Annotated in this window: 12 protein-coding genes; 10 read left to right on the top strand and 2 right to left on the bottom strand. The window is 61.1% G+C overall.

The features are described 5' to 3' along the window. Nucleotides 1-73: 73 nt before the first annotated feature. The 6 genes from coaE (at nucleotide 74) to ADN01_RS11125 (ending at nucleotide 6,088) form a co-directional block, all read left to right on the top strand. Nucleotides 74-1,207: a dephospho-CoA kinase gene (coaE, locus tag ADN01_RS11150; protein ID WP_075071134.1), complete on the top strand. Its 1,134-nt coding sequence runs from the start codon at nucleotides 74-76 to the stop codon at nucleotides 1,205-1,207. A gap of 12 nt (nucleotides 1,208-1,219) precedes the next feature. Beyond that, nucleotides 1,220-2,098 (top strand): diadenylate cyclase CdaA, encoded by an 879-nt coding sequence (gene cdaA / locus ADN01_RS11145; protein ID WP_062417730.1) that lies wholly within the window; start codon nucleotides 1,220-1,222, stop codon nucleotides 2,096-2,098. Continuing rightward, a complete protein-coding gene (locus tag ADN01_RS11140) occupies nucleotides 2,095-3,402 on the top strand; it encodes a CdaR family protein (protein ID WP_082142702.1) in 1,308 nt (435 codons plus the stop codon). The genes cdaA and ADN01_RS11140 overlap by 4 nt, the downstream gene beginning before the upstream one ends. Before the next feature lie 81 nt (nucleotides 3,403-3,483). Then, a complete protein-coding gene (gene der / locus ADN01_RS11135) occupies nucleotides 3,484-4,845 on the top strand; it encodes a ribosome biogenesis GTPase Der (RefSeq protein ID WP_062417732.1) in 1,362 nt (453 codons plus the stop codon). 176 nt (nucleotides 4,846-5,021) lie between these two features. Next, nucleotides 5,022-5,663 carry a signal peptidase I gene (lepB, locus tag ADN01_RS11130; RefSeq protein ID WP_236691011.1) on the top strand — a complete coding sequence of 214 codons (642 nt, stop codon included), beginning with the start codon at nucleotides 5,022-5,024 and terminating at the stop codon, nucleotides 5,661-5,663. Nucleotides 5,664-5,767: 104 nt separating this feature from the next. Continuing rightward, nucleotides 5,768-6,088 (top strand): YgiT-type zinc finger protein, encoded by a 321-nt coding sequence (locus tag ADN01_RS11125; RefSeq protein WP_062417733.1) that lies wholly within the window; start codon nucleotides 5,768-5,770, stop codon nucleotides 6,086-6,088. A 65-nt stretch (nucleotides 6,089-6,153) separates the two neighbouring features. Here the strand turns inward: ADN01_RS11125 and ADN01_RS20220 are convergent, their stop codons facing one another. After that, nucleotides 6,154-8,238, bottom strand: a complete 2,085-nt coding sequence (locus tag ADN01_RS20220) for a protein kinase domain-containing protein (protein WP_075071133.1) — start codon at nucleotides 8,236-8,238, stop codon at nucleotides 6,154-6,156. Between the two features lie 174 nt (nucleotides 8,239-8,412). Between ADN01_RS20220 and ADN01_RS11115 the strand changes: the two genes are divergently transcribed. Genes ADN01_RS11115 through ADN01_RS11100 form a run of 4 tightly spaced genes read left to right on the top strand, consistent with a single transcriptional unit; the run spans nucleotide 8,413 to nucleotide 11,739 of the window. Continuing rightward, complete coding sequence (locus tag ADN01_RS11115) at nucleotides 8,413-8,832, top strand: hypothetical protein (protein ID WP_062417736.1); 420 nt, start codon at nucleotides 8,413-8,415, stop codon at nucleotides 8,830-8,832. Between the two features lie 10 nt (nucleotides 8,833-8,842). Then, on the top strand, nucleotides 8,843-9,217 hold the full coding sequence (locus ADN01_RS11110; RefSeq protein ID WP_062417737.1) for a hypothetical protein: 375 nt from the start codon (nucleotides 8,843-8,845) through the stop codon (nucleotides 9,215-9,217). A 13-nt stretch (nucleotides 9,218-9,230) separates the two neighbouring features. Next, entirely contained in the window at nucleotides 9,231-11,024 is a 1,794-nt protein-coding gene (locus ADN01_RS11105; RefSeq protein WP_062417738.1) for an FAD-dependent oxidoreductase, read from the top strand. A 16-nt stretch (nucleotides 11,025-11,040) separates the two neighbouring features. Beyond that, nucleotides 11,041-11,739: a succinate dehydrogenase iron-sulfur subunit gene (locus ADN01_RS11100; protein WP_062417739.1), complete on the top strand. Its 699-nt coding sequence runs from the start codon at nucleotides 11,041-11,043 to the stop codon at nucleotides 11,737-11,739. Here the strand turns inward: ADN01_RS11100 and ADN01_RS11095 are convergent. Then, on the bottom strand, nucleotides 11,736-13,343 hold the full coding sequence (locus ADN01_RS11095) for a histidine kinase N-terminal 7TM domain-containing diguanylate cyclase (protein ID WP_062417740.1): 1,608 nt from the start codon (nucleotides 13,341-13,343) through the stop codon (nucleotides 11,736-11,738). The two genes, ADN01_RS11100 and ADN01_RS11095, sit on opposite strands and share 4 nt — an antisense overlap. Nucleotides 13,344-13,431 lie beyond the last annotated feature (88 nt).

Below are 13,431 nucleotides of genomic sequence, written 5' to 3'. Positions count from 1 at the left end.
TGACATTCCAGCGGGCCGCGGCTAAAATCAAAGCAGCGGGACTGCGCATATTCTAATTTTAGGAGCCGAACCATTGGGCAAGTGGTCAGGGAAAACGGTAATTGGGTTAACGGGCAATATTGGCACCGGCAAGAGCGTGGTGCGTAAGATGCTCGAACACCTGGGCGCGTACGGCATTGACGCGGATCAGTTATCGCACCGCGCCATGACCAAAGGCGCCCCCGGCTATAAACCTGTGGTGGAGATGTTCGGGCGCTGGGTGGTGGCCGCGGACGGGCAGATTGACCGCGCGCGCCTGGGGAAGATCGTGTTCAGCGATCCGGCAGCCCTGGCCGAGCTGGAAAAAATCATTCACCCGCTGGTCAGCCAGGCGGTGGATATGTTGGTGCAGCGCACTTCGCAGCCGGTGATCGTGATTGAGGCGATCAAGCTGCTGGAATCGGATCTGCGCGCGGCCTGCGACAGTGTGTGGGTGACGGCGGCACCGCCGGAGGTGCAGCTGAGGCGGCTGATGCAGGCGCGCGGCATGAGCGAGGCCGAGGCGCGCCAGCGCATCACCGCGCAGCCGCCCCAGGCGCAAAAGACAGCCGCGGCCCAGGTGGTGATTCAAAATGCGGGCACGTTCACCGAAACGTGGAAGCAGGTGAGCGCGGCGTATCAAAAGATCTCCCCTGAGGCGGTGGAGGCGGCCCCGGCGGCCAGCCGCCAGACGGCGGGCGAGCTGCGCGTGGTGCGGGGCAAACCGCGCCATTCGGCGGAAATTGCCGAGCTGTTTAACCGCCTGCGCATGCCCTCGCGGCGGATGAACAGCGATGACATTATGGCCGCCTTTGGCGAAAAGGCCTTTTTGCTGCTGCAAGGCGATGGGGGGCTGGTGGGCGTGATCGGCTGGCAGGTGGAAAACCTGGTGGCGCGCGCCACCGACGTGGTGGTGGACCCCAAGCTGCCCCCGCAGCGGGCCTTAAAAGTGATGCTGGAAGATATGGAGCGCGCCTCTGGCGACCTGTTGGCCGAGGCGGCCCTGGTGTTTGTGGGCAGCGACCTGGCGAACCTGGATTCGGTGTGGAAAGAACTGGGTTACACGCGCAAAGCGCCGGAAGAACTGACCGTTTTGGCCTGGAAAGAAGCCGCCCTGGAATCGATGCCCAAAGGCGCCGCCCTGTTTTTTAAGCAGCTGCGTGTGGACCGCATTATGCGGCCTGTGTAAAAAGGTAACAAAGTGCCCGACCTCGTAAACCAACTTTTATTCTTATTTCAGCGTCTGGACTGGTTGAGTCTGCTGGATATTGTATTGGTTGGTTTGGTCATCTTTGCCGTGCTGGTGATGGTGCGCGACACCCAGGCTATGACCCTGCTGCGCGGGGTCATCTTGGTGGTGATTGGGCTGAGCCTGCTCACCAGCCTGGTCAACTTGCGGGCTTTCTCGTGGCTGATCCGCAACACCGTGCCCGCCCTGCTGTTCGCCATTCCGGTGATTTTTGCGCCGGAGATCCGGCGGGCGCTGGAGCGGCTGGGGCGGGCAGGTTCGGGAACCATGCTGATTCGCCAGGACCGCAATTCGGTTTTGGCCATGCAAAAAACCATCCACGCCATTGTGACCGCGGCAGCGCGGCTTTCGGCGCGGCAGCACGGGGCTTTGATCATCTTGCAGCGGGCTGATAATTTGGATGATTATGTGCGCACGGGCGTGCGCCTGCACGCGGCGGTGACGCCGGAATTGCTGCTGCAAATTTTTTACCCCAATACCCCGCTGCACGACGGCGCGGTGATCGTGGCCAATAATCAAGTGGTGGCGGCGGCCTGCGTGATGCCGCTTTCGGCCAGCGGCATTTTGAACCGCTCCCCCGAACGGCAGATGGGTCTGCGCCACCGTGCTTCTTTGGGGATTTCAGAAGCCAGCGACGCGGTGGCGGTGGTGGTTTCGGAAGAGACCGGCTCCATCTCCATCGCCCACGGCGGGCGCATGATCCGGCGCTTGGACAGCGAACGCCTGGAAAATATTCTGTTGGCCTTCTACCGCCCCACGCAGCCCAATGCTGATAACTGGTTGAGCCGCCTGTGGCAGCGGATTAACCCCAACCAGGGCCTGGAGGAATGACCATGCTGGCGGCTTTGCGGCGCTCCTTTAAGTATGTGCCCACCCTGGTGCTGGCCATGATTCTGGCGGTGGCGGTGTGGATTCTGGCGGTGACTGAATCCGACCCCACCGAAGAGAAGATCTATCCGCGGGCTATCCCGTTGGAGATCATCGGGCAGGACCCGGCGCTGATGATGGTGACCAACCCGCCCCAGCAAGTGAGCCTGACCCTGAGCGCGCCGCGCTCCATTTGGGAGCGGATGACCAACGAGCAGGTTCCGGTGCGAGCGGTGGCTGACCTTTCAGGCCTGGGCAGCGGCACGCACACCCTTTCCATTCAAATTCAAATTGGCATCCGGCCGGTGGAGATCATCTCCTACACGCCGCGCACGTTTAACGTGACCCTGGAGCCGCTGGAAACGCGCTCTCTGCCCATCCGCTTGGTGCAGCGCGGCGAGCTTTCGGTGGGTTTTCAGGGTGAAACGCCCAACTTGAGCCAGGATATGGTGACGGTCAGCGGGCCGGAATCGCTGGTGAAGCGGGTGCAGGAAGTGCGCGCGGTGTTGGATTTAAACGGGGCCAAAGAGAGCATCAACCGCAGTGTGGCCTTGCAGGCGGTGGACGCCAGCGGGCAAACCGTGGAAGATGTCACCCTCAGCCCAGAACGGGTGACAATTGCGCTGACCATTACCCAACGCGGCGGCTACCGCAACGTGGTGGTGAAGGTGGTGGTGAATGGGCAGGTGACCAGCGGATACCGCGTGACCAACATCTCGGTGTTCCCACCGGCCGTGACGGTATTCTCCAGCGATCCCAAACTGGTGGACGCGCTGCCAGGGTATGTGGAAACCACCCCATTAGACCTGACCGGGGCCAGCGACGATTTAGACCTGTCTTTGCCGCTGAATTTGCCCGCGGGGGTTTCGGTGGTGGGTGAAAACCAGGTGGAAGTGCAGGTGGGCATCGCCGCCATTGAGGGCAGTTTGACCCTGGCGAACATGCCGGTGGAGGTGGTGGGGCTGTCCAATTCTCTTTCGGCGCTGGTTTCGCCGGATACGGTGGATGTAATTCTTTCGGGGCCGCTGCCGTTGTTGGATCAACTGCGGCGAGCGGATGTGCGCGTCTTCGTGGATTTGACCGGCGACGGTTTGGGCACCTTCCAACGCATCCCCAAGGTGGAGCTGCAAATTTCGAATTTGCGCGTGGAATCGCTGCTGCCCGCCACGCTGGAGGTGGTGATCACCACGCGCCAGCCCGGGCAGGTTCCCACCATCACCCGCACGCCCACCCCTGCCATCAGCGTCACGCTGACGCCCCAGCCTTAGGCGCAGGGTGCGTTTTTGGGCAAGCAGTGTTACAATAAGCGCCCGCGAACGGCGGAGCGTATGGAAGGTTGAGGGTTAACGATGAGAAAACCGGTTGTCGCCCTGGTTGGGCGCCCCAATGTTGGTAAAAGCACGTTGTTTAACCGCCTGGTGGGGGAACCCATGGCGATTGTGGACGACACCCCCGGAACCACGCGGGACCGTTTGTTTGGGGAAGCGGAATGGGTGGGGCGGGAATTTGACGTGATTGACACGGGCGGGATTGACCCGGCTTCGGGCCGCAGCGATCCGCTGTCGATTGGTTCGGCCGAATATGTGCGCCAGATCCGCGAACAGGCGGTGCTGGCGGTGCAGGAAGCGGACGCCGTGCTGTTTTTGGTGGACGCGCAGAGCGGGGTCACCCCGGCAGACCGGGAAGTGGCCGAGATTTTGCGGCGCAGTCAAAAGATGGTCAACGGCAATTTGACCCCGCCCATTTTCCTGGTGGTAAACAAAGCCGATTCTGCCAACCTGCGCATGCAGGCCGGTGAATTTTATGAATTGGGCATCGGCGACCCCTACACCATTTCGGCGGCGCACGGCACCGAGACCGGCGATTTGCTCGACGCCCTGGTGGCGGCTCTGCCCACCTTTGAAGAGGACGAAGATCCCGATTCGATCAAGATCGCCCTGGTGGGGAAGCCCAATGTGGGCAAATCCAGCCTGCTGAACCGCCTGGTGGGGGAGGAGCGCGCTATCGTCAGCCCCATCGCGGGAACCACGCGCGACGCGGTGGACACGAAGATTGATTACGAAGGTCTGCCCGTGACCTTGATTGACACGGCGGGCATCCGCCGCCGCGGGCATATTGAACCCGGGGTGGAAAAATACAGCGTGATCCGCTCCATGCGAGCGATTGAACGGGCGGACGTGTCTTTGCTGATGATTGACGCCACTACGGGCATCACCGCGCAAGACGCGCACATCGCCGGTTTTATTCAAGAAGCCTGGAAGAGCACGGTGGTGTTGGTGAACAAATGGGATCTGGTGGAAAAAGATAATTACACCATGAACCAATACACCGAGCGCATCCGGCAGGATCTGAAATTCATGCCGTATGTGCCCATTCTGTTCATCTCGGCCAAATCCGGCCAGCGCGTGGATCAGGTGCTGCCCCTGGCGGTGAAAGTGCAGGAGGAGCGCATCGCGCGTCTGTCCACCTCGCAGATCAACCGCATTTTGCAGGCGGCCCAGGATAACCACGCGGCCACCTCGCGTTCGGGGCGTTCACTGCACATTTATTACGGCACCCAGGTGCGCTCGGACCCGCCCACGTTCATGGTGTTTGTGAACGATCCTAAGCTGGCGCATTTCACTTATATCCGCTATCTGGAGAACCAGTTCCGCAAGGAATACGCCTTCACGGGAACGCCGATCCGCTTTGTGTTAAAAGCCCGCCGCTAAACGCTGGCACAGCATGGGTCAGGGCTGGATAAAAACGCGCATCACGCGCGTTTTTTCCTTTTTTGGACGGGCGCGGGTAGGGTTAAGAATTCGGTGAGAGTTGGACGCCTATCCTTGCCATGCCGGAGGGGCGGGCATATAATCGAAAGTGATTGCTTGTGCGGCTTGGAGGTATTTTGAATTGGTCTGATGTGAAGGTTCCACCCGAAAGCGAAAACCCGGCGGCAGCCGAGGAAAGCGCGCCCACCGTTCCGGCGGAGGCGCACGAGCCCAGTCTGCTGGCACGCACCGGCCAGTTCTTATTTGAGATCTTCCAAACCCTGCTGCTGGCGGTGGTTTTGTATTTGATGGTGGATTTTGTGGTGGCTCGCGTGCGCGTGGAAAATATCAGTATGCGGCCGACCCTGGTGCAGGGTGAGTTTTTGCTGGTGAATAAGCTGGCCTACCGTTGGGGCGAGGTGGGGCGCGGGGATATTGTGGTCTTTCATTACCCCCAGAACCCCGAAGAGGATTACATCAAGCGCGTCATCGGCCTCCCGGGGGACGACGTGGTAGTGCGGGATCATCAGGTGATCGTCAACGGGCAGGTTCTGCAGGAATCCTACATTGCTGCCAGCCCGGGTTACGAAGGCGAATGGCAGGTGCCGGAAGGGTCCTTATTTGTGCTGGGCGACAACCGCAATCAGTCTTCCGATTCGCATAGCTGGGGGTTTGTGCCCTTTGAGAATGTGCTGGGGCGGGCGATCTTCATCTACTGGCCGCTGGACCAGATGCGGGTTTTAAATGATGTAATTGTGGTCAACGCAGCGGCGCCGTGATGGTATAATGCAATCAGGCGGCGGCGCCCATTAGGATGCAGGGCGACAGCCCAAACCGCGGGTTTGGATGTGATCCGCTGCCGAGTGAAACGATTAATGGGAATATGAAAACAACGATTAACGAAGAAAACAGCGGATTGGCGAATCTTCAGGGCGTGACCATTGCCTGCACAGACTGTCAGACCGGGCAAATGCGGCGGCAGTATGTGACCTATTACACCTGGCTGGGGGATGAGCTGATCAGCGTGCCGGATTTTCCGGCCTGGGTGTGCGATGTGTGCGGGCGGCGCGAGTATGATCCCCATGCGCTGAACCAATTGACGCTGCTGCTCAGCCCGAACGCAGGCAAGCCCACGCCGCGCCCGCCGCGCAAGCCGATGCAGAAGCCCATGCGTAAGGGGCCGCGGCCCAGCCGTCAGGAATAATTGAAACCGCAAGCGAAAAACTGCGGCGCGCCGAAGGCGCGCCGTTTAGTTTTAAGCCTGTGGACTCAGGGGGAGAGCGGCTGCCAGACGGGCGAAAGATCGCGCCCAGGATGGTTGGTGAGGTTGGTGGGCAGCTGCCCCACGGCGGTCATCAGGTAGATTTCCGCGTTGCCGTCGCGCTCCGACTGAAAGGCAATATAGAGGGAATCCGGAGACCAGGTAGGGTCGGATTCGGCGGTTTGACCCTCGGTCAGATTGGTGACCTTGCCGCCGCGCTGGCGGTAATCGGCCACGTAGATGGCACGCTTTTTTCCATCTATGCGCGTGTAGGCAATTTGACTGCCGTCCGGCGAGACGGCGGGGTCTGCCACCTCACCCAGGCGGCCAAAGAAGTCGTTCTTGTCATACGGCTCAGGGGTCTTGAATTCCGTTTTGGCCTCGCGCATGAAGAGATAATTGTGATCGCGGGCGAAGATCACATACAGCAGCCATTGGCCGTCTGGATACCAGAAGGGAGCGTATTCCTGAAAATCCTCGCTGACGCGCACGCGGTTCCCGCCGCTGGGGTCCATGAAGTACACGGCGCGGATGCCTTCCACATAGCGGCCGGTGTTGGTGAAGGCGATGGTTTGGCCGTCGGGCGACCAGGCCGGGTAGGTGTCATCCCCTTTGAGGCGGGTGAGGTTGACGGGCGGGGCGCTGGGGTTGGCCAGGTCAATCAGGAAGATATCCAGGCCGTTTCCGGGGTCGCCGGGGGCCGAATAGAGAAGGCGCGTGCCGTCGGGAGACCACGCAGGGTGCAGCTTGTCGCCTGGGTCAAAGGTGACCTGGGTGAAATCGGTGGCGATGAACTTACCGGCGTTATCCAGCCAGGCCTTCATCGTCCAGATTTGCAGAGTCTGACCGTCGGCGCGGTCGGAGAGGAAGGCCACCAGGCGTTCGCTGCCCAGGGCGCGCGGGGCAGGGGTGGGGCTGGGCTCCGGCTGGGGTGTGTCGGACGGCAGGGGCAGGGGGGAAGGTTCCAGCGTGGGCACGGCGGTGTCGGCCAGGGCAGGGGTGGGCGCGGCGGCGGTGGGTTCGCTAGCAGCCGGAGCGGTGATCGTGACGGCGGGGAGCTGGGCCTGGGGGGTGCTTTTGGGGCGCAGCAGGAAATACCCGCCCACCACCAGCCCCACCAGGGCCAGCAGGCCGATGAGACCTCCGCCCAGGGCCAACCATCCCCAGGGGGTGCGGCGGCGGGGCTGCGGGGGGGCAGCCGCGGCGCGCGGGGCCATCTGCGTGGCGGCGCCGGGGGCAGCCGAAAGGGTGGGGGCGGCGGTGGGGCGCTGCGCGGCGGCCGCGGTGGGTTCCGATGGGGCTTGCAGGGCGGTGATGAAGGCGGCCACGGAGGGGAAGCGCTCTTCGGGACGGGGGGACATGGCCTGCTCGACGGCGCGCTGCACGCTGGCGGGGATGTTGGGGGTCAGCAGGTGCAGGGGGGTGAGCACGGCCTGGCCCAAAACGCGCTGCACGCCGTCCACAGGGCGTTTGCCGGTCAGCAGAGCGTAGAGGGTAGCGCCGAGGGCGTATTGATCGGAGAAGGGCCCCGTGCGCGCCCCGCCGTACTGTTCGGGCGGGGCAAAGCCGGGGGTGTAGCCCATCGCTCCGGCGGCGGTGGCCTGGGTGGAATCGGCGGCTTTGGCGATGCCAAAATCCACCAGGGTGACTTCACCTTCCAGGGTGAGCTTGAGGTTGGCGGGTTTGATGTCGCGGTGGATGACGGGGGGCTGCTGGCTGTGCAGGTAGGTGAGGGCGGAGCCGATCTGTTCGGCCCAGGCCAGCACCTTTTCCACCGGCTGGGGGCCTTCGCGCTCCAAAACCGTGTCCAGATCATCCCCGGCAATGTAATCCATCACCAGGAATTGACTGTTCTCGATGACAAAATAATCCATGACGCGCGGCAGGTTGGGGTGGCGCAGCGAGGCCAGTAGGCGGGCTTCTTGCAGGAACTGGCTGGTGCTGTCGTTGGAGGGGTTGCGGTTGGCTTTGACCGCCACCTGCACCTCCAGGGTGGCGTCGTAGGCCAGGTACACTGCGCCCATGCCGCCCGCGCCTAACTGGCGCTCGATACGGTAGCGGTCTCGCAAGATTTGGCCAGGCTGAAGATCCATGCGTGTTCCTCCGCGGGCAAAGGTTCGTTCCGGCTGTGCTGACTTAATTGTAGCGGATTTGCCGGGGGACTGTGAAAATTGGGGGGGCTGAAAGTGGGGGGCGAATTCGTTTTTTGTTGACCTTTATTGGAAAAATGCTACAATTTTATTGTCCCATTCTGATAGGAGGTGAACATGTCTCGTCTAAAGACCGCCCTGGGCGGGTATGCCGGGTATCAGGGCCGCGAAGGTCACCTGGCTTTCCTGCTGCACCGCGTGACCGGCCTGGGAACTGTGCTGTTTCTCACCATCCACATTGTGGATACCGCTCTGGTGTATTTTCGCCCTGAGCTGTACATGGACGCGGTGGCTTTGTACCGCTCCACCTTGTTTGGCATTGGCGAAGTCTTCCTGGTGTTCTGCGTGTTCTATCACGGCATCAACGGGCTGAGAATCGCGGCGTTTGACCTGTTCTTGAAAAAGAACTGGCAAATTCAGACCGCGCGCAGCTCGGTGCGGTGGACGCTGGGGCTGACCCTGCTGCTGTGGCTGCCGGCGACGGTGATCATGGTGCGCAATTTGCTGATCCATAACTTTGGGCTGTTTGGCGGCTAGGAGGCGGGCGATGAGCGCAGTGAACCTGGAGAAACGGCGGAGTTTTGATCAAATCGCCTGGAATGCCATGCGCTACAGCGGCGTTCTGCTGATTTTTTTGGCGTTTGGGCATGTGCTGCTGCAGGATGTGATTGTGGGGGTGCACCGCATTGACCTGGATTACGTGGCCATGCGTTGGGCCAATTGGGGTTGGCGCATGTACGACCTGTTCCTGCTGGCCTTTGCCTTTGCGCACGGCATGAATGGGGTGCGGCAGGTGCTTTCCGATTTTGTTCACCAGGAACGGCATATGCGGGCGGTGAACGTGGCCCTGTTGGTGGTGTGGCTGGTGGTCACGTTGATGGGGGCTGCCGCCATCTTTGGCGGCGTCCGGCCGGTGCAGTGAGGAGCCAGGTACGATGAGTCAAATTCACGATTTTGAAGTGATCATTGTCGGCGGCGGCGGCGCAGGCTTGATGGCGGCGCTGTACGCTTCGCGGCAGGCCAAGACGGCCGTTTTGACCAAGCTGTACCCCTCCCGTTCCCACACGGGCGCGGCGCAAGGCGGGATTGGGGCGGCCCTGGCCAATTTGGAAGAGGACCATCCCGATTGGCATACCTTTGACACGGTGAAGGGCAGCGATTATCTGGGGGATCAGGACGCGATTGAATTCATGTGTCAGGAAGCCGTGCAGGCCATTTACGACCTGGAGCACATGGGCCTGCCCTTCACGCGCACGCCGGAGGGACGGATTGCGCAGCGGCCTTTTGGCGGGCACACCAACAACCAGACTGGCAAGCCGGTGATGCGCGCCTGCTACGCGGCCGACCGCACCGGCCACATGATTTTGCAGACCCTTTACCAGCAGTGCATTAAGAACCAGATCCACTTCTACGACGAATATCAGGTGCTGGATGTTTTGATTGAGGACGGTCAGGCCAAGGGGGTGGCGGCGGTGGAGATGCTGACCGGCGAGCTGCATATATTCCGGGCCAAGGCGGTCATCCTGGCCACAGGCGGGCACGGGCGTATTTGGGAGGTGACCTCCAACGCCTATTCCTACACCGGCGACGGGGTGGGCATGCTGCTGCGGCGCGGGCTGCCAGCCCAAGACCTGGAATTTTATCAATTCCACCCCACCGGTATTTACAAGCTGGGTATTCTAATCACCGAGGCGGTGCGGGGCGAAGGCGGGGTATTGATTAACGACCTGGGCGAGCGCTTCATGGAGCGCTACGCCCCGCGGGTGAAGGATTTGGCCTCGCGGGATGTGGTCAGCCGGGCGATTGCGCTGGAGCTGAAAGAAGGGCGGGGGATCAACGGGCAGCGCTATATCTACATTGACGTGCGGCCGGAGACGGTGAACCACTACGCCGAGCTGGACGGACGGGTGCGGCCAGACGGCACGCCGTACCGCGTGACGGCGGAAGACATATTGGCCAAGATCCCGGATATTTCAGATTTCTGCAAGACCTACCTGGGGGTAGACCCAGTGCGCCAACCGATTCCCATTCAGCCCACGGCGCATTACGCTATGGGCGGTATCCCCACGGACATTCATGGGCACGTGCGCGTGGATGCGCAGGGGACGATTTTGCCGGGGCTGTTCGCGGCGGGCGAATGTGCCTGCGTTTCGGTGCATGGTGCCAACCGATTGGGGACCAATTCGCTGCTGGATCTGGTGGTGTTTGGCAAGCACGCCGGGCTGAGCGCGGCGGAATTTGCCGCCGGGACGGATTTGCCCGCGCTGGGAGAGGCGGCCGAGGGACCGACCCACCAGCGGTTAGCGGCACTGCGCAGCGGCAGCGGCAAGGAGCAGGCGGCGGATTTGGCACAGCAGATGCGCGCGGTGATGTTTGACGAGGTGGGCGTCTTCCGCACGGGAGCGGGGTTGGCCGCGGCGGTGGAAAAGATGCGCGAACTGCGCGAACGCTACCGCGAGGTGCGCGTGCGGGATCAGGGTAAGGTGTTTAACATGGATCTGCTGAATACCTGGGAATTGGGGAACCTGCTGGATGTGGCTTTGGCCACGGCGGCGGCGCAGGCGCGCACCGAAAGCCGCGGCGCCCATGCCCGCGAAGATTACCCGCAGCGCGATGATGTCAATTGGCTGCGCCACAGCCTGGCCTGGCTGGACACGGATGGACAGGTGCGGCTGGAATATAAGCCGGTGACGATCACCCGCTTCCCACCCAAAGAACGCACGTATTAGCCGAAGGAGAGCGGAGATGCAAGTTCACTTAAAAGTCTTTCGCTTTAACCCCGAAATAGACCGCAAGCCGCGCTACGACCGTTTTGATGTTCAAGCGGAGCCGACCGAACGGGTTTTGGACCTGTTGGAGATGGTGAAGAATTACAACGACGGCACGCTGGCTTTTCGGCGCTCCTGCGCGCACGGCGTGTGCGGCTCGGACGCCATGCGCATCAACGGGCGCAATGCGCTGGCCTGTAAGGTCTTACTGAAGGATTTGAACACCGATCAGGTGACGGTGGAGCCGCTGCTGGGGATGCGGGTGATCAAGGACCTGATTGTGGATATGGAGCCGTTTTTTGCGCACTACCGCTCGGTGATGCCCTACCTAGTGAACGATGAGCCGCTGCCGGAAGACGGCAAAGAGCGGCTGCAATCGCCACAGGAGCAGGAGCGTTTTGAGGATACCACCAAGTGCATTCTGTGCGCGGCCTGCACCACCTCTTGCCCGTCGTTTTGGGCCAGCGAGAACTATGTGGGCCCGGCGGCGATCGTGAACGCCCACCGCTTTATCTACGACAGCCGCGACCGGGCAGGGGCAAAGCGCCTGGCGGTGCTGAACCAGCGCATGGGGGTGTGGGCCTGCCGCACAGCCTTTAATTGCAGCGAGGCTTGCCCGCGGGATATTCAGATTACACGTGCGATTGCGGAGGTCAAAGAGGCGCTGAATCGTTAGGCGCGGGTCACGCAGTTGCGGCCGCGTTTTTTGGCGGTGTACAGGGCCTTATCCGCCGCCTGGATGAGCTCATCCACGGTCAGTCCGTCCTGAGGGAAGGACGCCACGCCGCAGGAGAAGGTGGTGCTGAGGGTCTGGGCGTTATAGAGCAGTTGGCTGTGTTCAAAGGCCCTGCGCCATTCTTCGGCGCGGCGCTCTGCAACTTCGATGGGGGCGCCGGGCAGGACTATGATGAATTCTTCACCGCCAAAACGGCAGGCGGTATCTTCGCGGCGCACGTAGCGAATCAGCAGCTCCGACAGCATCACCAGCATGGCGTCCCCGGCTTTGTGGCCGAAGTTGTCGTTAAAGGACTTGAACTGGTCAATGTCAATCATTACCAGGCTGAGGGGGGTTTGCTGGCGCTCGGCGCGGGCCAGACTTTGCTGGAGCACCTCTTCCAGATAGCGGCGGTTGTGCAGCCCGGTGAGTGAGTCGCGGACGGCTTGTTCGCGCAGGTGAATTTGCAGGAGTTCATTCTCCTGAATTTGGGCCTGGAGGCGAGCATTGGCGGCGCGCAGCTCTTCTTCAAACTGGCGGCGCAGGGTGATATCGTGAAAGGTGATGATTTTCCCCAATGGATCTTTGCGGTGATTTTGAATGGGAGAAACACGCACTTCCAGCGTGAGCGGGTCGGGCTGATAGAGGGTGAATTCCCACTGCGCCTGAGACGGCGTGTGGGTGAGGGGGGCCAGATCGGGGTTGATTTGAGCTAGCGATTTTCCCTTGAGTTCGTTCTTATCTGGATTTCCAGGGCTGATCCAATGGACTGCTGAGGGGTTGATATCCAGGATGCGGCCGCGCCCATCCACCACCACGATGCCGTCCTGCATGGTTTCGATGATGGTTTCGAAAGCAAAGGGGGCCAGATCTAAAAATTGGAAGCGGAAGATGGCGATGGACATGCTCAGGGCAAAGACTGAAAACGAAGCAGGGGTCAGATCCATGCCTTGCAGCGGATTGAAGCCGAGGATGTAGATGATGCTGTTGGCCCAGGGGCAGATGATGGCGATGATGAAGGCCATGAACTGCAGTCGGTAAACCTTGGGGAAGCGCTGTACGGCGCGGATGAGCAGGAAGGAGGCGGTGAGGTTGCACAGGTAGGCGTAGCCGACCACCAGCGCCCAAAAGGCCGGGCCGTGGTCATACACCGCCAGGTTAAAGCCGTCGGGGCTGGGGCGCACGTTGGCCCAGATGAGATGATGCCATTCGTTGGTGGCGGCCAGCGTAAAGGTGAGGAGGGGGATGACAAAATACAGGGCGATTCTTGGGCGGCTTAACCAGCGGGTCAGGCGGCTGTATTCCAGGGCGAAGAGCACAAATAAGACCGGCGCTGTGGTGACGCCGATGTATTGGACTTTGGACCAGAAGATTTTTTCGGGGATGGACACCGCCGCCATTTCGACCGCGGCGCTGAGGCACCAGATGGTTACGGACAGGGATAAGGCGGCCAGCGAACGCGCGCCGTTGACGCTGCGCCGCTGCCAGGCCAGCCCCGTGAGTAGAAGGGATGTGAGACCGGCAACTGCATTCAGAAGGACAAAAGTGGTGATTTGAAACGGCATGGCATCCCCTGCGTGCCTTCCTATACCGACAGAAAATAATTGACCAGACCGGATATCCTCTAATCCTTTGTCTAATATACAGGTAAAA

Origin of the sequence: Levilinea saccharolytica (genome assembly GCF_001306035.1) — a bacterium.
GTDB lineage: Bacteria > Chloroflexota > Anaerolineae > Anaerolineales > Anaerolineaceae > Levilinea > Levilinea saccharolytica.
The sequence above is the reverse complement of the archived record's forward strand: the minus strand, read 5'-3'. Positions and strand labels throughout refer to the sequence as shown.

Coding starts and splice junctions, on each gene's coding strand:
- ADN01_RS11140 (WP_082142702.1), top strand. CDS start 2,095: ATGACCATGCTGGCGGCTTTGCGGCGCTCCTTTAAGTATGTGCCCACC.
- der (WP_062417732.1), top strand. CDS start 3,484: ATGAGAAAACCGGTTGTCGCCCTGGTTGGGCGCCCCAATGTTGGTAAA.
- ADN01_RS11125 (WP_062417733.1), top strand. CDS start 5,768: ATGAAAACAACGATTAACGAAGAAAACAGCGGATTGGCGAATCTTCAG.
- ADN01_RS20220 (WP_075071133.1), bottom strand. CDS start 8,238: ATGGATCTTCAGCCTGGCCAAATCTTGCGAGACCGCTACCGTATCGAG.
- ADN01_RS11115 (WP_062417736.1), top strand. CDS start 8,413: ATGTCTCGTCTAAAGACCGCCCTGGGCGGGTATGCCGGGTATCAGGGC.
- ADN01_RS11110 (WP_062417737.1), top strand. CDS start 8,843: ATGAGCGCAGTGAACCTGGAGAAACGGCGGAGTTTTGATCAAATCGCC.
- ADN01_RS11105 (WP_062417738.1), top strand. CDS start 9,231: ATGAGTCAAATTCACGATTTTGAAGTGATCATTGTCGGCGGCGGCGGC.
- ADN01_RS11100 (WP_062417739.1), top strand. CDS start 11,041: ATGCAAGTTCACTTAAAAGTCTTTCGCTTTAACCCCGAAATAGACCGC.
- ADN01_RS11095 (WP_062417740.1), bottom strand. CDS start 13,343: ATGCCGTTTCAAATCACCACTTTTGTCCTTCTGAATGCAGTTGCCGGT.